Origin of the sequence: Campylobacter concisus, from assembly GCF_003048445.1 — a bacterium.
Classification (GTDB): Bacteria; Campylobacterota; Campylobacteria; order Campylobacterales; family Campylobacteraceae; genus Campylobacter_A; species Campylobacter_A concisus_BF.
The window spans coordinates 120712-143986 of record NZ_PIQW01000004.1 but is presented as its reverse complement, the minus strand read 5'-3'; the positions used below and the strand labels follow the sequence as shown (position 1 = coordinate 143986).

The following is a 23275-nucleotide window of genomic DNA, read 5'->3' as shown; positions in this document are numbered from 1 at the left end:
TTTAACCCTTAAGCACGCTCATAATATGTAGCTCCGTTTGAAAAACGCTTTGTGTAAAGTGGTGTGTATGGCACAAGATCAGCGTGTCCTGCGTAGAGCCTGCCCTCTGGTTTAAGTAGTTTGTGTAGCCTCTCGACGCATTTTAGTCTAAATTCGTCGTCAAAATATATCATCATATTTCTTGAAAGGACGATGTCAAATTTACCAAGATTAAACATCGCATCGTCAAAGACATTTAAAATTTTAAACTCACACCTTGGCAAAATTTCTTTTTTGATGAAAAATTTGTCATCTTTTTTTGTAAAAAATCTCTCTTTTTGAAACTCGCTTAGCCTGTGTAAGCTCCTCTCGCCGTAGCATCCGACGCTACAAGCTTGTATAGCTTCTGAGTTTATGTCGATGCCAGTTAGCTGGATATCACTTTGTTTAAGGCCAAATTCATAAGCAAGCATCGCAAGCGAATAGACCTCATCGCCAGTTGAGCAAGGCGCACATAAAATTCTAGCCTCCCCAAGCTCTTTTGCGTAGTAGATCACGTCTTTTAGCTGGGCTAGCTCTCTATAAAAATATGTCTCATTTACGGTGACTAAATTTAAAAGATCTTGCCTAAGCAGCGTGTCAAATCTTATCATCGAAACTAACTCTTTAAAGCTTTTTATCTGGCGATTTTTGGCAAATATACTAACTCTTTGCAGAGTGATGTCCCTCTTTGGCTCCAGATCGACCCCGCAAAGCGTCTTTATAGTGCTCATAAATTCGTTAAATCCATCCATATCGCTTGGTGCTTTTGCCTCTAAAACTTCGCTTTGTTTATCCACTTTGTTAAAAAGCATTTAAAAACTCCTCAAGCTCTTTTCTTATCATCATTAAATTTAACGATTTTAAATTTTGATTTAGCTCTTTAGCGCGCTTTGGCATGCCATAAACTATCGCGCTCTCTTCGTTTTCAGCTATACATTTTGCACCTGCTTTATAGAGCTTATCAAGCCCAGCTGCGCCATCATCGCCGATGCCAGTTAGCAAGATCGCTAGTAAATTTACATTTTTGGAGATCTGCGTGCCTGAGTTAAAAAGCACATCGACATTTGGCGTATATATCGTTTTTATCTCAGGTTGTGGCTTTGCACTAACTGGCAAAGTCGCTGAAATTTCAAAATTTTGATCACAGATATAGACGATATTTTCTCTTAAATTTGTCTTTTCGCTTAAAATTTCAACATTTATGTTACACTCCCTGCCCATTTGCGTGACAAATGAGTTTATAAACATCTTGTTCATATGCTGAGCTATGACAACCATCGCACCATTTAAATTTATATCTTTTAATAGTTTTTTTATATGACCTGGGCCTCCTGTAGAAGCCCCTATTAAGACCAGTTTTTGAGCCACTAATTGCCTTTAAATTTAAAATTTACCACACAAATCAAGTTCTAAATTCGCCAAGTTTTGCATTTAGCGTATCTGTCATCTTGTTTAGATGCTCAGCAGCTGAAGCTATCTCTTCTACGCTTCTTGCACTTTGAGATGAAATTTGACTTATGCCCTCCATGCTTTTTACTATATCGTCAATATCCTTACCAGTCTTTATATAGTCCTCGATAGTTTTATCAGATAGTCCTATGGCTGATCTCATGATACCACTCATATCTCTTATGGTGTTTTGCGCGTTGTTTGCCACGCCTGTTAGCTCGCTTATTTGCTTAGAATTTATACTCATTTGCTCGCTACTTTCATTTATCGCTTGAACGATGACGTTGATAGTTGCATTTATCTCAGTGAGGCTCTTTTGAGTGCGCTCAGCTAGCTTTCTAACCTCATCTGCAACAACTGCAAAGCCACGTCCATGCTCGCCTGCACGTGCTGCTTCGATGGCTGCATTAAGGGCTAGTAAATTTGTCTGATCTGCTATGTCATTGATAACCACAAGCACTGATTTAACCTGCTCGGCATCACGGCTAAGCTGCTCGATCTTACCAGCCATTTGATTTTCAATATCAGATGTCTGAGCGATCTCTGAAGATAAATTTGAGATGGTATTTAGCGTCTCATCAACGTAGCTTAGCGCCTTTTGAAGATCATCTTTGCCGCCTTTTGCAACTTCGATTGACTCTTTCATATATGATTGTATCTCAGTGCAATCCTTCCCAGCGCTCTGAACTATCTTGCTTGAGTTTTCTACCCCACGGCCAGTTTGGATGGAGGTTGAGCTAAGCTCATTTGCGATGGAGCTATTTTCATTTGAGATATCTTTTGCCTCCGAGATTAAAACCCTTACTTTTTCTATAAATTTATTTATGGCTTCGCTTGCCTTTGCTATCTCATCTTTGCCTACAACTTCTAGTTTTCTTGTTAGATCGCCATCGCCACTTGAGAGGTTTGTAGCTCGCAAGATTAGCTCATTTAGCGGTTTTGTGATAGAAAATTTAGAATAAAGCATAGCAACTATTAGTGAGATGATTAAAACCACTACGGCTATAACAACGAAATTTGTAGTGTTTGCCTTAGCATCATTTTGCATAGTGGCTGAAATTTTATCTATCTCTTTATACATGCCCTCAAGATTAACAACAGACATCAGCACTACATCTTCATGAAAGAGGTTTAGTTTTAGCCCTTTTCCTATCTTTCTAGTCGTTGAGCCATCTTTTGCTTTAGCTACAAAATTTACAAAAGCGCCCTCGCTATTTTCTGAGGCTTTTTGCATAAGATCTTTTATGTATTTATAGCCATCTGCGTCAGTTGCTTCAAGTCTATCAAGACCGTTATACTCAGGCACTCCAGGACTAGAGATAACCACACCTTTTGTAGTGTAGATACTAAAGTATCCCTTTTTATCATCGCCAAATCTAGCCTTTGAGAGATAGTCGATGATATCTTCTTTTTGATCTTCAATGGTCTCGTTTGCATCGTCATAAACCTCTTGAATTTTTAGCAAAATGTTTGAAACGATATCCATCTCTTCACTTAAAGCTGCCCTTTTGTCGGCTAAGATCGTTTCAGTCAGCTGTTTGGTAGAAAATTCTATCGCTTTGTTTTGCTCGTAAATGTTTAGAAAGACTAAGATGGCTCCAAGCACCAGTAGGGACGAGACGATCATCATCGTCACTTTTGATGAAATTTTCATAATACCTCCTTTTTAATGTTTAAATTTCCTTAATTTCGAGATTATAGCACCATTAAAGTGCAATATTTACTTTTTATTTGTGATCTTATACAAAAAGCTAAAAATCTCAGCCACCGCTTTATATAAATTTGGCGGTATCTCTTGATCGACCTCGACCTTGCTTAAAATTTCAATGAGATCAGGGTCCTCTTTGATAGGTATATCGTGCTCTTTTGCAAGGCTTATTATCTTGTTTGCTATCTCGCCAGCACCGCTTGCAAGCACCTTTGGAGCGTTATCTTGCGATCTATTGTAGCCAAGAGCGACGGCTTTTTTCTTATTTACTTGCATCAAATTTTCTTATCAAAGCCCACATCAAGGCCGCCAAAATTTTTAAATCTATCGTTTAGCTTCACTTTTGGCAAGGTTTTGATGTTAAAATTTGAAACGATAAGTCCAAGCTTTGAGATCGCTTGCTTTAGCTCGCTTGAATTTCCTAAAATGAGCTCTTTAAACTCATTTGTCTGCGTTGCCACCGATAGATCGATATAGCGTTTATCCACAAGCCCCACCATCACATTTATCTGACCAAATTTCTTAAAATTTAGATCGATCTGGGCATAAAATTTATCCTTTTTGCCCTGTTTAAACGCGACATTTCCGCCCTCCACGCCGTCCCAGATATATGGCATATAAGTTTGTATACCTCCTTGCAAGCTTGATACCATCTGGTGCATTTCTATTTGCGAGATCATCTTGTTTGCAGCATTTACAGTTTGAGCGTTTTGGCTCTTTTCGCTTATGTTTAAAAGCGTGCTTTTTACATCTTGATTTAGCACCTTTGAAATTTCACTACTACTCTTTGTCGTGATGTTGTTTATATCATTATTGGCTAGTTTTAGCTGTTTTAAAAGCGCCTTACTCTCAGCTAGATCGCTTTTAGCTGTGCTTGCTTCTGGGTCAGCTAGACTTAGGCTATGAGCGAGGCGTCTTGCCGCACTTTGGAGCTTATCTTGCAAGCTGCCCTCTTTCGAGACGTCGCTAACCTCGTTAAATGCCTTTACAAGCCCAGCCTCATCGCCTATGTTATTTAGCATTTTTAGATCATTTTTTAGGTTTTCAAGGATAGCTTTTAACTCTTTGTGGTTTGAGCTAAAAGCCGCACTTTGATTTAGCTTTTCACTCGCTAAATTTGCTACCTTTTCGCTTAAATTTGAGATGAAATTCTCCATCTTGCCGATCTGGCTTTTAACCGCGTCTGCGCTTTGCTCTTTTGAGAAGTTTTTATCAAGAAATTTAGCCACATTATCAAGCTTATCCACATCTTTTAAAAGCGTTTTTATGCTTGAGTTATCAAGGAGATTTTTAGCGTCGCTACTCGCTTTTTCAAGCATAGAAGTAAGCTTCATAAATGAGTTTTGATTATCCAAGCTCTCATCATTTAGGGTTAAAATTTGACTAAGTAAATTTTGATTTGAGAGATTTTTTATATCGCTTAGTAGCTTTTGTATCGAGCTTGGCAACTTTTCTGGGGTAAGCGCATCTTTTAAATTTGCTTCAAGCATGACGCCAGAGTTTTTGATCTGATCATTTAGCGAGCCAGCTTTGAGATCTGCTATTGGCTTTAGAAATTCTTTTAGTTTTAGCGCAAGGCTCTTTATCTCAGGGCTTTCATTTTGCGCAGCTTCTGCCTCTAAGCTTTTTGCAAGATCAGATAGCTCGCTAGCTAAATTTGGAGCGATCTTCGTATCTTTTGCCTGAGATAAAATTTGCTCAGCCCTGCTAAGGCTTGAAGCACTTTTTAGATCGTCAAGCACCCTTGCAACTAGCTTACCAACGTTATCAAGAGCATTTGAGACGGTCTGCTCACTTGGCGTCCCAGCTGGCTGATTTTTAAAAAGCGAACCCTCGTTTTTACGGACAGGCGCGTTTTGGGCGGCGTTTTGCCCAGTTTGAACCGAGGTGTTTGATATATTTAGAGAATTTGCTACGTCCATTTTCTACTTTTTATTTTCTCTATCGGCAAAATTGCCATTTTGCTGAATAGTCGCGATGCCAGCCGTCCTTGCAACGAGCCTGTCGTTGTACTCTTTTCTCATGTGCTGCGGTATGGTCTTTTGCGTTAGCGCAAACAAGATGAGCCCAACATAAAGCACCAAATAGACATAGATAAAGCCAAATGCGCCAAAAATTTTCATCGCATAGCTCATAAGAAGCGGCGAGAAAAGCGAGGCAAAAGAGTAGCTAAAAAGCAGCGCACGTGCCACTTGGACGCTCTTTGTCTTGTCTGTGATCTCGTCATTTGCTCTAGCAAGCGAAAGTCCGTATGTGCAAAAAATGCCGCCGCCAAAGAAAAACGAAAGTATGTATTGAACGATCAAATTTGAGCCATTTAGCAAAAACAAAACCGCACTGATTAAAGATACAACGCTACAAAGCAAGAGCGCTGGGCGTCTGCCATATTTATCTGAAAAGCCTCCGATAAATGTTTGAGCCAAAAAGCCCCCAGCCATCGCTATGGTCATAAAAAATGACGCCTCTTTTGCGCTATATCCTTGAAGCAAGACAAAGAGGCTTGCCATAGAAAAAAAGCCATTTATCGCAAGTCCTGCAACGAGCGCTCCCACGAGTGCTAGCGGGACGATACCAAAAATTTTTGGGATGTTTATGGGTTGGCGCTGTGGGATTTGAGGCTGGTTGATGCGGATTAAATTTAAAGGTATGCTTGAGAGCATGATAAAGGCTGCACTGATGATGAAAATTTCAAATGCGCTAAGATCAAGCGCTAAGATCAAAATTCCAAGTCCAAAGCTAGTGTAGAAAACGCACTCGTAAAAGGCGATGACACGCGATCTTATCTTGTTTGGGATCTTAGCGTTTAGCCAGCTTTCTATAACCATCAAAAGTGCGTAGTAGCAATATCCCAAAAAGGCTCGCAGTACCGCCCAAAAGATGAGATTACTACTTATCGCATGAAGCATGGCTGAGACGGCAAAAATAGCTGAAAAGATAGCAAAAGCCCTGATGTGTCCGGTGGTTGAGATGACCCTGTGCGCTGTGATCGTGCTAATTAACGCTCCTATAAAAAATCCAGTGTTAATTAGTCCAATCGCAAGCTCGCCTACGCCATTTTGCTTAAGAAGCGCACTACAAGATGCGATGACTAGGCCATTGCCTATAAAAAGCAGGCTCATGCCCAAAAATAGCGGTCCCATCGAGCGAATGATCCTAAAGCTACTTGCCATCTGCGTCCTTTCTTAAATTATTTTGCATTATCCCAAAGATAAAAGCTCCAATAGGCATCGGAGCAAGCCCCACTAAAAAGCCAGGCACGTTTAGTAAATTTTCATTTTTTAAAAATATAAATCCAAAAAAAAGTATCGCATACGCAACCAAGCGATAAGGCATAAATGCCGCCACAAAGCTTTTATCTTTAAATGAAAATTTCTGCTTTTTTAGCCTTGCTTTTTCATCTTTTAGACTAAATTCTTTTGCCTCATTTTGGGGCAAAATTTCATCATCTTCTTCGTCCTCTTCCTCTATCTTGGCTAAAATTTCCTCTCTTGCATTTTCTAGCCTTGAATTTATGCGATTTTTATAGGCAAAAAAGCTAGCCGTTAGGATGATAAGCGAGGCAAAAAATGAAATTTGCGAGCTTATAAAAAATTGATTTGATATAAATTTGCTAACCACGCTAAGGGCTAGCCAAAGCGCAAAGTAGCAAATAAAAAGCCTGCTAATCGTCCTCGTCATCATCGTCTTTTTTATAGCCTTTATATCTTGTCTCATCCTTTAGCTCATCCAGGCTTTTAACCTGCACTTTGTAGGCCTTGTAAACGTTTAAAATGGCAGCTGCGATGCCAAAAGCAAGCCCTATCCAAAGCGCTGGCGTGAAATTTGTAGCCTTTTTTACAAGATAGCCTAGCCCAGTGCCGATCACCACAGCCACGACCATCGATATGCCAAGGCTTAGCTGCTCAGCGCCAGCAACGATATCTTTTATCTTAAATTTTGCCATTAAGCTTTTATCTCCAAAAATGCCTCTTTAGCTGCATTTACCGCTAGATCGATATCAGCTTCACTCATCGCATCGCAGATAAATCCCGTCTCAAACTGACTTGGCGCAAGATAAATTCCACGCCTAAGCATCGCTTGGTGAAATTTAGCAAAGAGTTTTGTATCGCTCTTTAGCGCATCGTCATAGTTTTTAACTGCATGCTCTGTAAAAAAGTAGCCAAACATAGAGCCACGAACCTCAGTTTGAATGGTGATGCTAGCACTTTTTGCTGCCTCTTTAAAGCCCTCCATTAGTTTTTTAGCTAGTTTTTCAAGTCTAGCGTATAAATTTACGTCGCTATTTATCTTTGAAATTGCCGCTATACCAGCGCTCATCGCCACTGGGTTGCCACTTAGCGTACCTGCTTGATATACAGCGCCCTCTGGGCTTAGGCAGTCCATGATCTTGGCCTTACCGCCAAATGCAGCGACGTTCATGCCTCCGCCTATGACCTTGCCAAATGTGACAAGATCGGCATCCACCTCGTGAAATGGATATGAACCAAGGCGAGAAGCTCTAAAGCCGCTCATAACCTCATCAAGAATGAGCACTGCGCCAAATTTATCGCAAAGCTCTCTAAGCTCACGTAAAAATTTCTTATCAGCTGGCACAAGTCCCATATTTCCTGCGATTGGCTCGATTATGACGACGCCTATCTTGTCTTTATTGTTCTCAAAAATGGCTTTTACGCTCTCTATATCGTTATAGATAGCTAAAAATGTATTTTTCACAACGTCTTGTGGCACGCCGCTGCTTGAAGCGTTGCCGTATGTCGTTGCGCCACTTCCTGCTTTGATAAGAAGTGCGTCGCTGTGTCCGTGGTAGCAGCCTTCAAATTTGATAAGTCCGTCTTTTTTGGCATATCCTCTAGCCACTCTGATAGCGCTCATGGTAGCCTCTGTGCCAGAGCTAACGAAGCGAATTTTATCTATTTGTTTAAACTCATCACATATTAGCTTTGCTAGAGCGGTCTCTTTTGGAGAGGGAGCGCCGTAAGATACGCCTTGTTTTACAGCAGAGATGATCGCCTCTTCGATATCTTTGTCGCAGTGACCAAAGATGAGCGGACCCCAGCTTTGGATGAAGTCAAGGTATTTTTTGCCCTCGACATCGTATAGATAAGCACCCCTAGCGTGATCTATCATCACAGGCTCGCCACCAACGCTGCCAAATGCACGAACAGGTGAATTTACGCCGCCTGGGATATATTTTTTAGCTTCACTAAATGCCTCTTTATTTGTCATTTTTTATCCTTTTGATTTTGTGTTTTTAAATTTGTCTTTTGATTATCTTTTTGATTTGTTACTGGTTTTACTGGCGGTTTTGGTGCCTGCGTGGTGGCTGGCTCTACTGCTTTTGCTGCAGGGGCAGCTTTAGCAGGTTCTGGCTGTTTTTGCACAGCAGCAGGAGAGGCCGGCTTAGCTAAATTTTTGGGTGCTACTTTTGCCGCTTTTGCAGGAGGTTTCATCTGATTTGTGATGTATTCATAAAGGATAGTTGTCTCCTCGTCTGTCAAAAAGTAGCTTGGCATGACCCCTTTTGGCTTTGTAAGAGCCGCTTTAAAGCTTTCAAATTCTATATCATTTATCTTTGGTGCTCTAAGCTCATCATCGACCGTTTTGTTTGCTTTTTTGTCAAAGTGCTTATATTTAGAGATTAGGCTGCCCTCGCCTTTTGCGCCGTGACATTTGTCGCATCCTATGCCACGTGGATTTAGGTAGAGCATCTTGGCATACTCGGTCTTTGTGATAAAATCAGCACCAAAAATCGCCACGCAAAAAAGCAAAATCAAAAAAACAGACCTCATAAACCTCTCTTTTAAAAATTTAATTTATTTTTAGGTATGATACCACCCTTGTGATTAAAAAAGCTTTTAAGTAAGGATCAAATATGAAAATTTTAGACGGAAAAGCCGTATCTTTAAAGGTTAAAGAAAGCGTAAAAGTAAGAGCCGATGAGCTAAAGAAATTTGGTGTCGAGCCAACCTTGGCCGTCGTCTTAGTCGGCGAAGATAAGGCATCTCAAACATACGTTAGAGCCAAAGAGAAAGCCTGCAACGAATACGGCATAAAAAGCGTGGCTCACCGTCTAAGTGAAAATACAACCCAAAACGAGCTACTTGCCCTTATAAACGTGCTAAATTTAGACGATAGCATCCATGGTATCTTGGTTCAGCTGCCACTGCCAAAGCACATCGATACAAACGTCGTACTCGCAGCGATCGATCCACGAAAAGATGTAGATGGCTTTCACGCTGTAAATGTTGGCAAACTTGTTAGCGGGCTTGATGGCTTCGTGCCTTGCACACCGCTTGGCGTGATGGAAATTTTAAAAGAGTATAGCATAGATGTAGCTGGACTAAATGCGGTGGTGATCGGCAGAAGCAACATCGTTGGCAAGCCTATGGCAAATTTACTCCTTAATGCCTCTGCAACGGTTACTGTGACGCATAGCAAGACTAAAAATTTAAAAGAAATTTGCAAAAATGCTGACCTCATAGTTGCAGCCATTGGCAAGCCATTTTTCTTAAAGGCTGATATGGTAAAAGATGGCGCGGTAGTCGTTGATGTGGGCATAAACAGACTTGATGATGGCAGGCTTGTGGGCGATGTGGATTTTGAAGAGGTCGCACCAAAATGCTCATATATCACGCCTGTTCCTGGCGGCGTTGGTCCGATGACCATAGCCATGCTTTTAAACAACACAATCCTTGCTGCACAGGCAAAAAAAATTAAAGAGTAAGATAATGAAGAGAGCTTTTACTAAATTTTATGACTTTTGCTCGAGCTGGACAGGCACGGTTATCATCGTTTTGCTTGTCATTTTCTTTGTAGCTCAAGCCTTTGTGATCCCGTCTGGTTCGATGAAAAACACACTTTTGGTTGGGGATTTTTTATTTGCTAAAAAGTATGTTTATGGCATACCAACACCAAGAATTCCTTGGCTTGAGGTGAAAATTTTACCTGAGCTAAATGACAATGGTCACCTTATAACTGGTGATGGTCCTGCAAGGGGCGATATAGTCGTTTTTCGCTATCCAAACGATGAGAAAACTCACTTTGTAAAGCGCTGCTTTGCAACTAGCGAGGACGAGATCGTTTTTACTGAAAAAGCCCTCTATCTGCGCCCAAAAGAGGGAGATAGCTTCATAAAGGCAAACTGCCGTGAAAATTTAAATGGCAAAGAGAGTAAATTTGGCTACTCATGCAGCGACATAGCCGAGCTTGATGGCAAACTTTTCATAAAAGAGCCGTATAGATTTAGCGGCATCCATTACGACGAAAATGTAAATTTATTTGAGCAGATGGTTTTCATGCTAAATACAAACAAATCAAACGTTTTTATGAAGCCAGCACTCATTAGCTCACTACCGCAAAATCCAAATTTTAACTTTAATGCATTTTACGTAAAAGTACCAAAAGATGAGTACTTTATGATAGGCGACAACCGCGATCACTCAAACGACAGCCGTTTTTGGGGAAGCGTGGCTTACAAGGACATAGTCGGTCAGCCTTGGTTTATTTATTTTAGCTGGGATAACAACTACAATGTGCGCTGGGAGCGTATCGGACGCTTTGTAGATACGATAGAAAATGATGAGTTTTTCACAAAACAAGCTCTAAAAGAGGGAGAAGTTGATGGACTTCACTAATTTTGACCCCATAAAAGTCGCCACTATCGTCATCTCTTTAATAATCGCCATCGTAGGCCACGAGATCGCTCACGGATATGTCGCTTATAAATTTGGCGACAACACCGCAAAAAGCCTTGGCAGACTTAGCATAAATCCTATAAAACACATCGATCTTGTTGGCACTATCATCGTGCCACTGGTGCTTTATCTAAGCACTGGCATGATGTTTGGCTGGGCAAAACCAGTGCCAGTAAATACCTACACAGTCGTGCGAAATGGCGGCTACAAGGCAGCTATCTACGTAAGTCTAGCTGGCATTTGCTACAACGTCATCTTAGGCATCTTGTCGCTTTTTGTGCTAAAGGCTCTATTAAATATAGAAACCTTTGAAATTTTACTTCAGTTTTTATTTACGCTTGCACTTTTAAATTTGATGTTAGCCATCTTTAATCTCTATCCGATCCCGCCACTTGATGGCTTTCACGCGCTCGAGTACGCACTTAGAAATTTTGGCTTTCACGCACTGGCTGAGAAGCTTGAGGGCATCTCGCGATATGGCTTTGTCATCCTTATCATCATCCTCGTCTCGCCTTTAAAAGATACTATCTTTTATCCGACAAGATATGTTTTAGATATCGCAAGTGCATTTATAAACGGCTAAATTTAGAGCAAATTTGCTCTAAATTTTTGGCTTTGTGATCTTGTAAGAGTACTCTTTTTTAAATTCCTCTTTTGGTGCAAGGCTAAATTTAAGCTCCACCTTGCCATCTTTGCTGATATCTTTTTTATCAAAGCCCTTTATCTCGACCTTTACCGCCTCGTCGGTAGATACTGGCACGCGATCGACCAAAGTGACATCGACACTTTTACTTGAGTTATTTTTGACACTTATCTCATAGCCCTCTTCACTTATTCGCTCTTTGCCAAGAAACGAGCTCTTTTTAAATTTATTTAAGCGCTCTTTTTTAAGCTCGATTAGCTCGTTTTGTCCCAAAAATAGCTGAGTGGGCTCATCTTTAGCTTTCATCTCAAACTCGCTTGGACTGCCAACACTCACGCCATTAACGTAAAACTGCGTTTTAGCTGGAGTTAGATCATCATTTAGCTTAAGGCTAGCCACGTTATATGCCTTTAGTGAGCCGTAAAAATCAGCAAAAACGCTAAAATTTGCATCCATTTTTTGTGTATCGTAAGTTATATATTTGCTCTCGCCTTTTGCTAAATTTATCCCATCTATCTTCCAAATTTTGGCAAACTCATTCTCATCTCTTTGCACACGCATATCAGCGACCTCAGCAGTGACTTTCGCAGCTCTTAGCATATTTTTTGAAGCGCCGTAACCATCAGCCTCTGCCTCGCTCTCCTCATACCAAGGGTAAAACTTGCTTGGAGCAAGCGCTTTTTGATACCTAGTCGGATAGATAGCGAGCTTTAAATTTTTAACATCGCTGGCAAATGGGTTGGTGAGCAGAATTTCTTGTTTTATTAAGATATTTTTGTTTTTTGTGTCTGCATAAATTTCATTTAGCGTCTTTGGCGCCTCATCATCCATATATGAAAGCGTCGCCTCTTTTGGGCTGCAAGCAAATTTCATATCAAGCTGCAAAAATCCGGCCATTTCGCTCTTTGGCTCATTTTCTTTAAGCGCTTCAAGCTCACTTTTAGCAGCTGAAATTTTCTCGATATTTTCTAGGCTAAATTTATAAAACTCCTCAGCTCTTTTTGTCACATCATTACTTTTGTTTTCTCCTATCAAAGCTTGCTCTATAAACCTACCTCTTGCATTTAGCGCCTCAAGTTTATTATTTAAATTTACAACTTCTTGCTTCCATTTTATGTAACTTTGGCTATTTTCTTCGCTGATCTTTTTTAGATTAGCATTCGCGTCACAATCCCCATTTATAGTGATGCTCTCACTCTCCACACCCTCTGGCACAAAGGCGCTAAAGGAGCTATTTGCGTCATTAAATTTTTGAGTGATGATGGTTTGATCTGTGTAGATCTCTATTAGATTTTCATTTGCAAAGGCTAGCGTAGAAGCCACTAAAAAGAGTGCTTTTTTCACATTTTCTCCTTTAAATTTTTGGTAAATTATAGCTTCATTTTGGCTGAGAGTAAAATTTTATTTTAATGCAACTTTGACTATAATCAACAAAAAATTTAACGGACTTTTCATGAAGATAGACAAAGTTTTCTTAGCTAGCGATCACGCTGGTTTTGAGCTAAAAAACGAGCTTAAAGAGGCCATTAAAGGGCTTGGATACGAAGTGGTTGATCTTGGCACAAACGATAAAAATAGCGTTGATTACCCTGATTATGCGCATTTGTTAGCGAGCAAGCTTGAGCCTAACTGCTACGGCGTGCTAGTTTGTGGCACAGGCATAGGCATCTCAATAGCTGCAAATAGACATGAAAACGTAAGATGCGCCCTTTGTCACGACGAATTTACCGCAAGGCTTGCCAGAGAGCACAATGACGCAAATGTCATCGCTTTTGGAGCAAGAGTTATCGGCGCAGGTGTGGCTATCTCGGCGATAGAAGCCTTTTTAAAGACTGAGTTTGCAGGTGGCAGACACGAAAGACGAGTCAAAAAAATCGAGCTTGAGGCAGGCAAATGATAGGCGAGTGGATCGTTTTTACCGCTCTTGTTTGTGCCGCGATCTACCTAACCGTCATGGTTTTTTACTTCAAAACGCTTCTCAAAAAAGAGCGTGCTACAAAAGATTTTATGAAAAATAACCTCCAAGACACCGAGGTCGTCATAAGAAAATTTCAGATCCAACTCCAACGAAGTCTAGGCAACATCGACATCTTGACAGACGAGCTAAACAAAACCAAAAACGACGTAACCTCACTTCGCACAAGAAATTCCCAGTACCGCCTAGAAAATGACAAGCTAAGACAACGCATACGTGAGCTTGAAGGCAAGATCGAAGCGCTACTATAATCTCAAATTTAAGGAAATTTATGAAAATTTTAGATCAAAATGGCAAAGAATTTTTACTAAACTCTATTCGCTGCATAAACGATTTTCCAAAGCCTGGCATAGTCTTTCGTGACATCACGACGCTACTAAATAACAAAGAGGCATTTAACTTTTTGATAGATCATTTGGTGGCTAGATATGAGGACGCAAATATCGACTATATCGCTGGCATAGAGTCACGAGGCTTTATCTTTGGCGCGGCGCTTGCTGCAAGGCTAAGGCTACCTTTTGTGCCTATTCGCAAGCCAAAAAAACTACCTTTTATCACGCTTTCTCAAAAATATAGCCTAGAATACGGCGTAGATGAAGTGCAAATTCACATCGACGCCTTTGGCGAAAAAGCAGGTGCAAGAGTGCTTTTGATGGACGATCTCATAGCCACTGGAGGCACTGCAAAGGCCTCAGTTGAGCTTATCAATCAAACTAACGCAACCTGCGTAGAAGCGTGCTTTCTCATAGATCTAGTCGATCTAAAAGGTAGCGAAAAGCTAAAGTCGCTTACTAAAATTTACAGCGTTTTAGAGGTTTAGAATGGAAGAGTTTTTTATAGAGCTGCTTAAAGAGTACGGCTACATCATACTTTTTGTCTGGTGTATCATGGAGGGCGAGATGGCCTTAATAATGGCTGGAATTCTCGCTCACACCACGCATATGCACATCGCGCTTGCTATCTTTGTGGCTGGACTTGGAGGCTTTGTAGGAGATCAAATTTACTTCTACCTTGGCCGTTACAATAAAAAATACATCGCAAAAAGGCTTCACACGCAGCGGAGAAAATTTGCAGTGGCGCACATAATGCTGAAAAAATATGGCTGGCCAATCATCTTTTTGCAACGCTATATGTATGGCTTTCGCGTCATCATCCCGCTTTGTATAGGACTTACGGGCTATGACGCTAAAAAATACGCCTTTATAAATTTGATCAGCGCTTGGTGCTGGGCGGCGATCACCACCATACCTGCTTGGATACTTGGCGAGCATATACTTGTGCTTTTGCAAGAAGCAAAAGAGCACTGGTACGTCGCTATCCCAGTGGTTGCTATATTTATGGGGCTTTTGATCTATGCATTTAAGCGCATCGAAAATAAAATTTTAAACGAAAGGAGAGACAGAAGACATGCAGTTTCAAATAGTTGATAAAAAATTAAAAGACATAAAAGCTGATATTGAACTAATTTTCGTAGTGGATAAGGAGTTAAAACATAAATTTATAAGCGATAAAGAGGCTATTAAATTTAACAATTACAAAGGCGAGAGCGTCCTTATCCTAAGTGAGGCAAAAAGAGCCTACGTGCCACTTTCTAAGCTTGATCTTGACGAGCTTAGAGTTGCAGCCGCTAAAGCTTATAACGCGCTAAAATCGTTAAATATTAAGAGCATAAAGTTAGCTTCTTACGTAGCGCAGTGCCAAAAACTAAGCTTTGAGGCGCTAGCTGAGGGCTTTTTGCTTGGGAGCTATGAATTTAACAAATATAAAGAAAAAAAAGAGAGATACACCCTTAAAGAGATCATCTTTGCAACTGAAGAATTTGCTGGCAAAAAGGTCGATCTAAAAGCTGCAAATGAGGGCTTTAAAGAGGCAGAGATAATAGCAAGTGCTACAAATTTCACAAAAGATATTGTAAATGAAATTCCAGAAATTTACACACCACAAAAGATGGCGCAAGACGCTTTAAATTTAGCCAAAAACATCGCAAGCATAAAGTGCGAGGTCTATGACGAGAAATTTCTAGCTAAAGAGAATATGAATGCATTTTTGGCGGTAAATCGCGCAAGCGTGCATAAACCAATGCTCATCCACCTAACCTACAAGCCTAAAAAATCTAAAAAACGCATCATCTTTGTCGGCAAAGGGCTAACATACGATAGCGGCGGTCTTAGCTTGAAGCCGGCTGATTATATGCTTACTATGAAATCAGACAAAAGCGGTGCAGCAGCAGCTCTTGGCATCATAAAAGGTGCAGCGGAGTTAAATTTACCATTTGAAATTCATGCCATTTTGGGTGCGACTGAAAATATGATCGGTGGCAACGCTTATAAGCCTGATGACGTGCTTATTTCAAGAAGTGGCATTAGCATAGAGGTTAGAAACACCGACGCAGAGGGACGTTTGGTGCTGGCTGACTGCCTAAGCTACGCACAAGACTTTAAGCCAGACATCCTAATTGATATGGCAACCTTAACTGGCGCTTGCGTCGTGGGACTTGGCGAATACACAACAGGCATCATGGGCAACAGCGAGAGCCTAAAAAGCGAGTTTAAAAACAAGATAAAAGATAGCGGCGAGCTAGCGACAACGCTTGATTTTAACCCTTATCTTAGCGAGCTTATCAAAAGCCAGATCGCAGACGTTAGCAACTGCGCCTCAAGTAGATATGGCGGCGCGATCACAGCTGGTATGTTTCTAGCTAAATTTATCAAAGATGAGTACAAAGATAAGTGGCTACATCTCGACATCGCAGGTCCAGCATACCGCGAAAAGGCATGGGGATACAACCAAGCAGGTGCAAGCGGGGCTGGCGTGAGGATGAATTTATACTTTTTACAAGCACTTAGTAAGGAGAATTGATGGGACTTTCAGTTGGAATAGTAGGCCTACCAAATGTGGGCAAATCAACGACATTTAACGCACTTACAAAGGCACAAAACGCCGAAAGTGCGAACTATCCGTTTTGCACTATCGAGCCAAACAAAGCCATCGTGCCAGTGCCTGATAAGCGCCTAAACGAGCTTGCAAAGATAGTTAGTCCTAATAAAATTCAATACTCAACCATCGAATTTGTCGATATAGCAGGCCTTGTAAAAGGGGCTAGCTCTGGCGAGGGACTTGGCAATAAATTTCTATCAAACATTAGAGAAACCGAGCTTATTTTACACATCGTTCGCTGCTTTGAGGACGAAAACATCACCCACGTCGAGGGCAGCGTCGATCCAGTAAGAGACATCGAGATCATCCAAACCGAGCTGATACTAGCTGACATCGAGCAGCTAAATAAAAAGATAGAAAAGCTCACAAGAGAGGCGAAAGCAAATGCAAAAGGCGCTAAAGAGGCGCTTGAGATAGCAAATTTGCTTCTAGCTCACCTAAATGATGGCAAAAGCGCAAGTAGCTTTGAGCAAAGAGATAGCGAGGCGTTTTTAGCGCTCAACAAAGAGCTAAGGCTTCTAAGCGCTAAAGAGGTAGTTTATGGCGCAAATGTCGATGAAGAGGGACTTAGTGAAGATAATAAATTTGTAAAAGCACTAAAAGAGTATGCTAAAGCCTCAGACCACGAGGTGATCAAGCTTTGCGCCAAAGTAGAAGAGGAGCTAATAGGCCTAAGCGACGAAGAGGCACACGAGTTTTTGGCATCTCTTGGCACAAGTGAGAGCGGTCTTGAAAAGATCATCAAAACATCTTTTGCAAAGCTAAATTTGATAAGCTATTTCACCGCTGGCGTCGTGGAAGTTAGAGCTTGGACGATCACAAATGGCTGGAAAGCGCCAAAGGCAGCAAGTGTTATTCACAACGACTTTGAGAGAGGCTTTATCAGAGCTGAAGTGATAAGCTACGAGGACTACATCGCGCATGGCGGCGAAAATGGAGCTAAAGAGGCTGGCAAGATGAGACTTGAGGGCAAAGACTACATCGTGCAAGATGGCGATGTTATGCACTTTAGGTTTAATGTCTAAATTTTACAAGGTTTTTACCTTGTAAAATTCTTCTAGTTACTCTTTTATCCTGCCGATCGCTTCAGCAAATTTAAGCTCTTTGTTTTCAAAGAGATTGTATTCGATTGCATCTTTTTCGCTAAGTATGACGATGGTTGAGCCAAGCTCGAAATTTCCGAGGCGCTCGCCCTTTTTGATGTGTAAATTTTCATATTCATAAATTTGTGTAAAATTTGCCACCACATTTGTTTGGATGCGCTCATCAAAGCTAAATTTCATCTTGCTAGCGTTTAGCGCACCTACGAAAATAGGGTCGTTAGATAGGATAAATTTATCTTGACATTAGTTATTCTTTTTAAAGCCAAACAATACAAATTTGCTTTTGCAGATTGATTTGCCGCCTTGCAAATTTAATAAATTTATCTCTCTTTCTTTTGCAAATTCTTTTTATGATCCTTATACGCTACAAAGCATGCACATATAAAAACAAAAATCGTTATAGCTAGGATCAAATTTTGCCCTGGCATTAGCTACCCTTTTATAGTATCTTACTATCAGGCGAGTAGCAAGATACTATTATTTTTTTATTCTTCTCTTATTAGTTTTAGGATAACGGTGTCACCGATACATTTTGGGAGTTCTCCTTTTAGTTTAAAGATTTCTCCCTCTTTTTTAATATTTTTAATACTATACCCCATTAAGTTGCTTGGATCTTGGTGGATGTGTATTTTTTCATCTCCATTTGCATCGTAAAATTCTATATAGTTTCCTTTTGGACCGTCTTTTTTTGTTCCAATCGGGAATTCTATTATTTTATAATATACATCTGCTTCAAGGCTCTCATATTTTGTTTTTGGATTATCACATACTTCTTTTAGGCTATGCGCCACCCCCCCCCTCGCATCCAAGTAATGCTAGTGAAACAATACCACTCAATGCTAATAATGAAACTTTTTTCATATACTTTCCTTTTATATTTTTTAGATTTAAGCTCTAAAAACAAGTCATTTTTTCTAAATTTTCCTTGCGGAAATGAAAAAATTATGTTTTTCATCGCTTAATTGGCTATTTTATCCTTTTATTTTTAAAGTTTTCACTTTATGCGACTTTAAAATTTAAACCTCTTTTGCGCTGTTTTTAAAGACATTTACCACGCTGGCTCGTTTGTGACAAATTTCGGCATACTCTTTTTCGCTCTTTGAGTCATAGACTATGCCAGCTCCAGCTCCGACAAAGACGTCGCTAAAGCCGTTTTTAGCTGGCACAAAGATGGCTGAGCGGATGAGGATCGCCACCTGAGCGTCGCCATTAAAATGCAAAAATCCAATGCCCCCGCCATAGATATTTCGCTCAAAAATTTCAAGCTCATTGATGATCTGCATCGCTCTGATCTTTGGCGCACCGCTTAGCGTGCCAGCTGGGAAGATGCTAGCTAGTACGTCAAAAAGGTTAAGCTCCCTAGCGCACTTGCCATAGACGTCGCTCACGATATGCATCACTTTTTCAAATTTCTGGATATGCATCGCATTTTTCACGACTACACTCTTTGGCCCTGAGACCCTGCCGATGTCGTTTCTGGCAAGATCGATTAGCATCTTATGTTCAGCCAGCTCCTTTTCGTCGCTTAAAAGCTCATTTTCAAGCGCCACATCAGCGTTTGCATCGCCGCCTCTTGGTCTTGTGCCAGCGATTGGTGCTACAAAAATTTGCTCACTTTTCATCTCAAAAACAAGCTCAGGCGACGAGCCAACCACATCGCCATAAGGCGTAGGAAAATGAAACATATACGGGCTAGGATTTGCTATGGCAAGCTTTTTGTAAAAGTCCAAGCTGCTCATATTCGTTGAAATTTCAAGCAGCTCCCCAAGCACCACCTGAAAGACATCGCCGCTTCTTATGTATTCTTTTGCTACTTCAACCATATTTTCAAAGTGTTTCTTTTCGCTACTAAGATCAGTTTTTATGCTAAATTCACACTCTTTTTCGCCCTTATGCTCTGCCTTTAAATTTAGCAAAAAGTCATAATACCTCTCTTTATCTCCATAAAAAGTATAAATTTTACTCATCTTATCAAAGTGTAGATATGCTTTAGCGTCAGCGTAGATAAATTTTGGAAATTCATACTTTTTAGCTTTCTCTTCGCCGATATACTCAAAGTATCTCACGCCATCATATGCAAAAACGCCAAAAAGCCCAGCAAAAGGTGCGAGCGATCTGTTACGATTAGTATCAAAGTAGCTTCTAAGCCCGTAAAAGTCCATATCCTTTTCATCGATATATTCGCAGTCTATGCCGATTATCGTTTGCGTCTTGTCTTCAGCAAGGTAGCTATTTTTAAATTTCTCTCTGATCGCTTCGTAATAAAAGAGTGGTTGTTCTAAGAGCATATTTTTCCTTTTAAATTTTTATTGATTATAAAAAATTTTCGCTTTTACTTTTTAGAATTTTGGCTAAATTTTTAAATTTACCCCTTTTTTACTATTTTTTTAAGAGCCCCTTGGCTAAAATTTACGCCAGTCGAGGGAGAAAAAATGCTTTTTGTAGAACTATTTATAATCGGTATCGGCGTTGGTTACATCGCCGGGTTTTTTGGCATCGGTGGCGGCACGGTCGTCGTTCCTATCATGGTCGCCTTTGGATACGACGTCAAAACTGCCATTGGCATAAGCGTCATGCAGATGATCTTTAGCGCGACATTTGGCTCGTATCTAAACTACAAAGCTGGGCTTTTAAAGCTAAATCGTGGCGTCTTTTTGGGGCTTGGAGGCTTGGTTGGAGCTAGCTTTAGTGGCATCATCGTGTCGCACGCGCCTGCACTTTTACTTGAGTCTATGCTACTTGCGACATTTGTCTTTTCGCTTATAAAACTATACTTTTCACCAAACAGCGACGGCTCAAATGCGAATAATTCGCTCTTTTTGCTATTTTTAGTTGGCGTTTTTGTTGGCGTTTTTGCCATTAGCATCGGCATCGGTGGAGGCGTATTTATCGCTCCTATCTTGGTTGGCTTTTTGCGCTATGAGCTGAAAAAAGCCGTTTCTATGGGCGTATTTTTCGTTATGTTTGCAGCCATTGCTGGCTTCATCTCACTCTCACTAAATGGTCACATCTCATACGCTGAGGGCACATTTTTAGGTCTTGGCTCGCTAATAGGCGCATACTTTGGCACCAAAAAGACGCAACATACCGACAAAAAAACACTTAAAAAATGGTTTTTGGTCTTTTACATAGCGATGATATGTTTGATATTAAAAGATATGTTTTTTGAGTAAGAGCATGGCTAAATTTGCCACGCTCTTTTTTTAAATTTCTTCGAAAAAGTAAGCTTCGCTTAGTTTAAAAGCAAGCTCTTTTAACTCATCTTCGCTTAAATTTACACCCTTTGCGATCTCTTTAAGGCTAGCCTTGCCGTCAAATTTCAATGCTGCTTTGATCTCTTCAACGCTTAAACTAAGCTTGCCATTTAGCTCGTTTGCCAAAGATATGACTGGCGAGCTAGTCTCCAAAAAATACCCCAGATACGCCGCTGCCATAGGCTTTAGCCTAGTTTTTTTAGGCTCATAAGCAAGTGCTGCAAGCTTTGAGGATGAAATTTTAGTGTTTTGATCATTTAAAATTTCAAGTAGCCCCATAAAGCCCTCGCTCTCGCTCTCTCCAAGTGCAGCCTTTACTTCACTTAAATTTAGACTTTGCGGATAGGCTTTGCTTAAAATTTCTTGCGTTTTTGTCCTTGGCTGCTCACTAAAATAGGCAAAATAAACCCTATCAAGCTCGCTCTCTCCAAGCACCGCGTCAAAGTCATCAGACCCTTCAAGCCTTTCTTTGTGCGCGATGAGGCTTTTTCTAAAGGATCTATTAAACAAAAAGTCGTTTAGCTGCTCTTTTTTGATGCGAGTGTTGTAGCTTTGCTCGATGTGCGCGTCAAAGCGGTAGATCCCGGTTGAACTTGCAAAGATATCATTTAGCGAGGCGTCTATGACGTAGCAAAGCCCGTGTTTATCGATATGCTTGGCAAATTTATGAAAGTAAGTTGGCTCGTTGCTCGCCTCCAAAAAGTCATGCAAAATGTAATAATCACTCCCCTTTGCGATGATGCCTTGCAAGAAATTTAGCTGCGTCAAAAGTAGCTTCATACTATCTTTATAGACGACGTCGCTTTGGTTTTGCAGGCTAAATTTTAGATAATCCTGCAAGAAATTTAACTCATCTTTTATGTAAGAAAGTGCCTCTTTGCTCTCCTTGCCAGCGCTCGCAAAGAGCATGAAGTCTCTTAAGATATCAAGGCTCTTCCAGCCTGGGTAGGTATTATAGGAGACGTAGGCGATGCCATCTTTGCTAAGTAGCGCCTTTATCGTAGCTAGCAGCGCGTCTCTCACGTTTGGGCTCACCCAGCTATAAACGCCGTGAGCGATGATGTAGTCAAACTCGCCAAGCTCCTTGATATCGTGCTCATTCATGTGCAAAAAGTCGCGCTCAAGAAGGGTGAAATTTTTTAAACCCATCTTCTTTGCGATCTTGTTGCCCTCTTCTACTTGGTGGCTTGAGATATCGATGCCAACGACCTTTGCCTCTTTGTGAGAAGCTGCAAATGGCAAGATATTGCCACCATACGATGAGCCAAGCTCCAGCACTCTGGCATCTTTTAAATTTGCCGCCTTTAAGCCCAGAAATTTAGCCACTGCCTCTATCCTAACGGGCGAGCAGTCGCTAAATGCAGCTGAGAAATAAGGAATTTCGTCGTAAGCTTTTTTCGCCTTGTTCATCAGCCGTGCTTTCTGGCAAATTCTCTCATGAACTCACCAAGTTTCTCAACGTCGCTTTGGCTAACGGCGTTGTAGATAGAGGCTCTTATGCCGCCAAGATGTCTGTGACCTTTTAGCCCTAGCATGCCCTCTTTTAGCGCTTCTTCGACGAAAACTGGTTCAAGCGCATGATCTTTTGGTATCGTAAAGCTCACGTTCATATCTGACCTGCTTGATTTTTTAGCGTGACCCACGTAAAAGCCATTTGAGCTATCTATGATGTTATAAAGCGTGCTTGCTTTTTTGGCATTTATCTTCTCAACCTCGGCAAGTCCGCCAAGATCTAGCAGGTGCTGCATGGTTAAATTTAAAAGGTAAATTCCAAAAGTTGGCGGTGTGTTGTAAAGTGAGTTTGCCTCTACGTGCGTTTTGTAGCGTAAAAACATAGGGACGTTTTGGCTGCTCACGCGATCAACTAGGTCTTTTCTTAAAATAACGATAGTCACGCCGCTTGGGCCTGCATTTTTCTGAGCGCCGCCGTAAAGTAGGCCGATACTGCTAAAATCAAGCGGTCTAGCGAAAAAATCGCTCGAAGCATCGACAACAATGGGCGATTTGGTCTTTGGCATAGCCTTATACTGCGTGCCGTAAATCGTATTATTTGAGCAGATGTAGGCATAGTCAGCGTCATCGCTAAATTTAAACTCAGGGATGTAAGAGAAATTTTCATCCTCGCTGCTTGCAACGACATCCACATTTACGCCAAGCACTTTTGCCTCTTTGATCGCTTTGTTTGTCCAAACGCCGGTGTTTGCGTATTCAGCCCTGCCACCTTGATATAAATTCATCGGTATCATGCTAAATTGCAAGTGTGCGCCGCCTTGCAAAAATAAAATTTCATACTCATCGCCGATGCCGTAAAGCTTTCTTATCTTCTCCATCGCGCCAAAGTGGATCTCCTCAAAGGTCTTGCTTCTGTGGCTGATCTCCATGATCGAGTAGCCCTCGCCTCTGTAGTCGGTAAATTCGGCTTTTGCGTGCTCTAAAACGTCTAGTGGTATCGCGCTTGGGCCTGCACTAAAGTTGATTTTTCTACTCATTT

At 41.0% G+C, this 23275-nt stretch carries 26 protein-coding genes; 10 read left to right on the top strand and 16 right to left on the bottom strand.

Translation table 11 applies throughout. The features are described 5' to 3' along the window. Positions 1-8 precede the first annotated feature (8 nt). From CVT14_RS03730 to CVT14_RS11025, 10 genes are all read right to left on the bottom strand, one after another. Positions 9-833, bottom strand: coding sequence for a CheR family methyltransferase (locus tag CVT14_RS03730; RefSeq protein WP_107849734.1), 825 nt, complete (start codon positions 831-833; stop codon positions 9-11). Next, positions 823-1389 carry a CheB methylesterase domain-containing protein gene (locus CVT14_RS03725; protein ID WP_021087663.1) on the bottom strand — a complete coding sequence of 189 codons (567 nt, stop codon included), beginning with the start codon at positions 1387-1389 and terminating at the stop codon, positions 823-825. The genes CVT14_RS03730 and CVT14_RS03725 overlap by 11 nt, the downstream gene beginning before the upstream one ends. Before the next feature lie 34 nt (positions 1390-1423). Then, on the bottom strand, positions 1424-3124 hold the full coding sequence (locus CVT14_RS03720) for a methyl-accepting chemotaxis protein (protein WP_107849733.1): 1701 nt from the start codon (positions 3122-3124) through the stop codon (positions 1424-1426). Between the two features lie 66 nt (positions 3125-3190). Next, on the bottom strand, positions 3191-3457 hold the full coding sequence (locus CVT14_RS03715) for a FlhB-like flagellar biosynthesis protein (RefSeq protein WP_223227339.1): 267 nt from the start codon (positions 3455-3457) through the stop codon (positions 3191-3193). Then, positions 3454-5100, bottom strand: coding sequence for a flagellar hook-length control protein FliK (locus tag CVT14_RS03710; RefSeq protein WP_107849732.1), 1647 nt, complete (start codon positions 5098-5100; stop codon positions 3454-3456). The genes CVT14_RS03715 and CVT14_RS03710 overlap by 4 nt, the downstream gene beginning before the upstream one ends. Before the next feature lie 3 nt (positions 5101-5103). Continuing rightward, positions 5104-6348, bottom strand: a complete 1245-nt coding sequence (locus CVT14_RS03705; protein WP_107849731.1) for an MFS transporter — start codon at positions 6346-6348, stop codon at positions 5104-5106. Then, positions 6338-6856 (bottom strand): hypothetical protein, encoded by a 519-nt coding sequence (locus CVT14_RS03700; RefSeq protein ID WP_234403111.1) that lies wholly within the window; start codon positions 6854-6856, stop codon positions 6338-6340. Before CVT14_RS03700 ends, CVT14_RS03705 begins: the two co-directional genes overlap by 11 nt. After that, a complete protein-coding gene (locus CVT14_RS03695) occupies positions 6840-7121 on the bottom strand; it encodes an AtpZ/AtpI family protein (RefSeq protein WP_107849729.1) in 282 nt (93 codons plus the stop codon). The genes CVT14_RS03700 and CVT14_RS03695 overlap by 17 nt, the downstream gene beginning before the upstream one ends. Then, the gene (gene hemL / locus CVT14_RS03690) at positions 7121-8404 is read right to left on the bottom strand and encodes a glutamate-1-semialdehyde 2,1-aminomutase (protein ID WP_107849728.1); all 1284 of its coding nucleotides are present in this window, start codon (positions 8402-8404) and stop codon (positions 7121-7123) included. The genes CVT14_RS03695 and hemL overlap by 1 nt, the downstream gene beginning before the upstream one ends. Continuing rightward, complete coding sequence (locus tag CVT14_RS11025) at positions 8401-8967, bottom strand: c-type cytochrome (protein WP_107849727.1); 567 nt, start codon at positions 8965-8967, stop codon at positions 8401-8403. The genes hemL and CVT14_RS11025 overlap by 4 nt, the downstream gene beginning before the upstream one ends. Before the next feature lie 83 nt (positions 8968-9050). On the opposite strand from CVT14_RS11025, the gene folD reads away from it, so the two are divergent. From folD to CVT14_RS03670, 3 genes are read left to right on the top strand one after another with little or no spacing between them, the layout of a single operon-like run. Next, on the top strand, positions 9051-9902 hold the full coding sequence (gene folD / locus CVT14_RS03680; protein ID WP_107849726.1) for a bifunctional methylenetetrahydrofolate dehydrogenase/methenyltetrahydrofolate cyclohydrolase FolD: 852 nt from the start codon (positions 9051-9053) through the stop codon (positions 9900-9902). 4 nt (positions 9903-9906) lie between these two features. Then, positions 9907-10812 (top strand): signal peptidase I, encoded by a 906-nt coding sequence (gene lepB, locus CVT14_RS03675; protein ID WP_002939748.1) that lies wholly within the window; start codon positions 9907-9909, stop codon positions 10810-10812. After that, positions 10799-11455: a site-2 protease family protein gene (locus tag CVT14_RS03670; protein ID WP_107849725.1), complete on the top strand. Its 657-nt coding sequence runs from the start codon at positions 10799-10801 to the stop codon at positions 11453-11455. The genes lepB and CVT14_RS03670 overlap by 14 nt, the downstream gene beginning before the upstream one ends. A gap of 18 nt (positions 11456-11473) precedes the next feature. On the opposite strand, the gene CVT14_RS03665 is transcribed toward CVT14_RS03670, so the two are convergent. Further along, entirely contained in the window at positions 11474-12859 is a 1386-nt protein-coding gene (locus CVT14_RS03665) for a DUF4139 domain-containing protein (RefSeq protein ID WP_107849724.1), read from the bottom strand. Between the two features lie 109 nt (positions 12860-12968). On the opposite strand from CVT14_RS03665, the gene rpiB reads away from it, so the two are divergent. From rpiB to ychF, 6 genes are read left to right on the top strand one after another with little or no spacing between them, the layout of a single operon-like run. Then, positions 12969-13412, top strand: coding sequence for a ribose 5-phosphate isomerase B (rpiB, locus tag CVT14_RS03660; RefSeq protein WP_103590815.1), 444 nt, complete (start codon positions 12969-12971; stop codon positions 13410-13412). Continuing rightward, complete coding sequence (locus CVT14_RS03655; protein ID WP_002939538.1) at positions 13409-13741, top strand: hypothetical protein; 333 nt, start codon at positions 13409-13411, stop codon at positions 13739-13741. Before rpiB ends, CVT14_RS03655 begins: the two co-directional genes overlap by 4 nt. 20 nt (positions 13742-13761) lie before the next feature. Next, positions 13762-14310 carry an adenine phosphoribosyltransferase gene (gene apt, locus CVT14_RS03650; RefSeq protein ID WP_107849723.1) on the top strand — a complete coding sequence of 183 codons (549 nt, stop codon included), beginning with the start codon at positions 13762-13764 and terminating at the stop codon, positions 14308-14310. A 1-nt stretch (position 14311) separates the two neighbouring features. Then, positions 14312-14917 carry a DedA family protein gene (locus CVT14_RS03645; protein ID WP_054196332.1) on the top strand — a complete coding sequence of 202 codons (606 nt, stop codon included), beginning with the start codon at positions 14312-14314 and terminating at the stop codon, positions 14915-14917. After that, the gene (locus tag CVT14_RS03640; RefSeq protein ID WP_107849722.1) at positions 14898-16349 is read left to right on the top strand and encodes a leucyl aminopeptidase; all 1452 of its coding nucleotides are present in this window, start codon (positions 14898-14900) and stop codon (positions 16347-16349) included. Before CVT14_RS03645 ends, CVT14_RS03640 begins: the two co-directional genes overlap by 20 nt. Further along, positions 16349-17452, top strand: a complete 1104-nt coding sequence (gene ychF, locus CVT14_RS03635) for a redox-regulated ATPase YchF (RefSeq protein WP_107849721.1) — start codon at positions 16349-16351, stop codon at positions 17450-17452. The genes CVT14_RS03640 and ychF overlap by 1 nt, the downstream gene beginning before the upstream one ends. A 36-nt stretch (positions 17453-17488) precedes the next feature. On the opposite strand, the gene CVT14_RS03630 is transcribed toward ychF, so the two are convergent. The 3 genes from CVT14_RS03630 to CVT14_RS03620 form a co-directional block, all read right to left on the bottom strand. Next, positions 17489-17740 carry a phosphatidylserine decarboxylase gene (locus tag CVT14_RS03630; protein WP_261790034.1) on the bottom strand — a complete coding sequence of 84 codons (252 nt, stop codon included), beginning with the start codon at positions 17738-17740 and terminating at the stop codon, positions 17489-17491. Positions 17741-18015: 275 nt separating this feature from the next. Beyond that, positions 18016-18321, bottom strand: a complete 306-nt coding sequence (locus CVT14_RS03625) for a hypothetical protein (RefSeq protein WP_021090039.1) — start codon at positions 18319-18321, stop codon at positions 18016-18018. A 225-nt stretch (positions 18322-18546) separates the two neighbouring features. Then, positions 18547-19818: an anthranilate synthase component I family protein gene (locus CVT14_RS03620; protein WP_107849720.1), complete on the bottom strand. Its 1272-nt coding sequence runs from the start codon at positions 19816-19818 to the stop codon at positions 18547-18549. Positions 19819-19962: 144 nt separating this feature from the next. On the opposite strand from CVT14_RS03620, the gene CVT14_RS03615 reads away from it, so the two are divergent. After that, the gene (locus CVT14_RS03615; protein ID WP_021087879.1) at positions 19963-20703 is read left to right on the top strand and encodes a sulfite exporter TauE/SafE family protein; all 741 of its coding nucleotides are present in this window, start codon (positions 19963-19965) and stop codon (positions 20701-20703) included. 30 nt (positions 20704-20733) lie between these two features. Here the strand turns inward: CVT14_RS03615 and CVT14_RS03610 are convergent, their stop codons facing one another. Both CVT14_RS03610 and serC read right to left on the bottom strand, forming a co-directional pair. Further along, positions 20734-22194: a class I SAM-dependent methyltransferase gene (locus tag CVT14_RS03610; protein ID WP_021089624.1), complete on the bottom strand. Its 1461-nt coding sequence runs from the start codon at positions 22192-22194 to the stop codon at positions 20734-20736. Further along, the gene (gene serC / locus CVT14_RS03605; protein ID WP_107849719.1) at positions 22194-23273 is read right to left on the bottom strand and encodes a phosphoserine transaminase; all 1080 of its coding nucleotides are present in this window, start codon (positions 23271-23273) and stop codon (positions 22194-22196) included. Before serC ends, CVT14_RS03610 begins: the two co-directional genes overlap by 1 nt. Between the last annotated feature and the right edge of the window lie 2 nt (positions 23274-23275).

Bases quoted from the DNA above. Each gene is read 5' to 3' on its own strand.
- CVT14_RS03655 (WP_002939538.1), top strand. From the start codon at position 13,409: ATGATAGGCGAGTGGATCGTTTTTACCGCTCTTGTTTGTGCCGCGATC.
- CVT14_RS03730 (WP_107849734.1), bottom strand. From the start codon at position 833: ATGCTTTTTAACAAAGTGGATAAACAAAGCGAAGTTTTAGAGGCAAAA.
- CVT14_RS03710 (WP_107849732.1), bottom strand. From the start codon at position 5,100: ATGGACGTAGCAAATTCTCTAAATATATCAAACACCTCGGTTCAAACT.
- CVT14_RS11025 (WP_107849727.1), bottom strand. From the start codon at position 8,967: ATGAGGTCTGTTTTTTTGATTTTGCTTTTTTGCGTGGCGATTTTTGGT.
- rpiB (WP_103590815.1), top strand. From the start codon at position 12,969: ATGAAGATAGACAAAGTTTTCTTAGCTAGCGATCACGCTGGTTTTGAG.
- CVT14_RS03670 (WP_107849725.1), top strand. From the start codon at position 10,799: ATGGACTTCACTAATTTTGACCCCATAAAAGTCGCCACTATCGTCATC.
- hemL (WP_107849728.1), bottom strand. From the start codon at position 8,404: ATGACAAATAAAGAGGCATTTAGTGAAGCTAAAAAATATATCCCAGGC.
- CVT14_RS03645 (WP_054196332.1), top strand. From the start codon at position 14,312: ATGGAAGAGTTTTTTATAGAGCTGCTTAAAGAGTACGGCTACATCATA.
- ychF (WP_107849721.1), top strand. From the start codon at position 16,349: ATGGGACTTTCAGTTGGAATAGTAGGCCTACCAAATGTGGGCAAATCA.
- CVT14_RS03615 (WP_021087879.1), top strand. From the start codon at position 19,963: ATGCTTTTTGTAGAACTATTTATAATCGGTATCGGCGTTGGTTACATC.
- apt (WP_107849723.1), top strand. From the start codon at position 13,762: ATGAAAATTTTAGATCAAAATGGCAAAGAATTTTTACTAAACTCTATT.
- CVT14_RS03640 (WP_107849722.1), top strand. From the start codon at position 14,898: ATGCAGTTTCAAATAGTTGATAAAAAATTAAAAGACATAAAAGCTGAT.
- CVT14_RS03700 (WP_234403111.1), bottom strand. From the start codon at position 6,856: ATGACGAGGACGATTAGCAGGCTTTTTATTTGCTACTTTGCGCTTTGG.
- CVT14_RS03695 (WP_107849729.1), bottom strand. From the start codon at position 7,121: ATGGCAAAATTTAAGATAAAAGATATCGTTGCTGGCGCTGAGCAGCTA.
- lepB (WP_002939748.1), top strand. From the start codon at position 9,907: ATGAAGAGAGCTTTTACTAAATTTTATGACTTTTGCTCGAGCTGGACA.
- CVT14_RS03705 (WP_107849731.1), bottom strand. From the start codon at position 6,348: ATGGCAAGTAGCTTTAGGATCATTCGCTCGATGGGACCGCTATTTTTG.
- folD (WP_107849726.1), top strand. From the start codon at position 9,051: ATGAAAATTTTAGACGGAAAAGCCGTATCTTTAAAGGTTAAAGAAAGC.
- CVT14_RS03720 (WP_107849733.1), bottom strand. From the start codon at position 3,124: ATGAAAATTTCATCAAAAGTGACGATGATGATCGTCTCGTCCCTACTG.
- CVT14_RS03610 (WP_021089624.1), bottom strand. From the start codon at position 22,194: ATGAACAAGGCGAAAAAAGCTTACGACGAAATTCCTTATTTCTCAGCT.
- CVT14_RS03620 (WP_107849720.1), bottom strand. From the start codon at position 19,818: ATGCTCTTAGAACAACCACTCTTTTATTACGAAGCGATCAGAGAGAAA.
- serC (WP_107849719.1), bottom strand. From the start codon at position 23,273: ATGAGTAGAAAAATCAACTTTAGTGCAGGCCCAAGCGCGATACCACTA.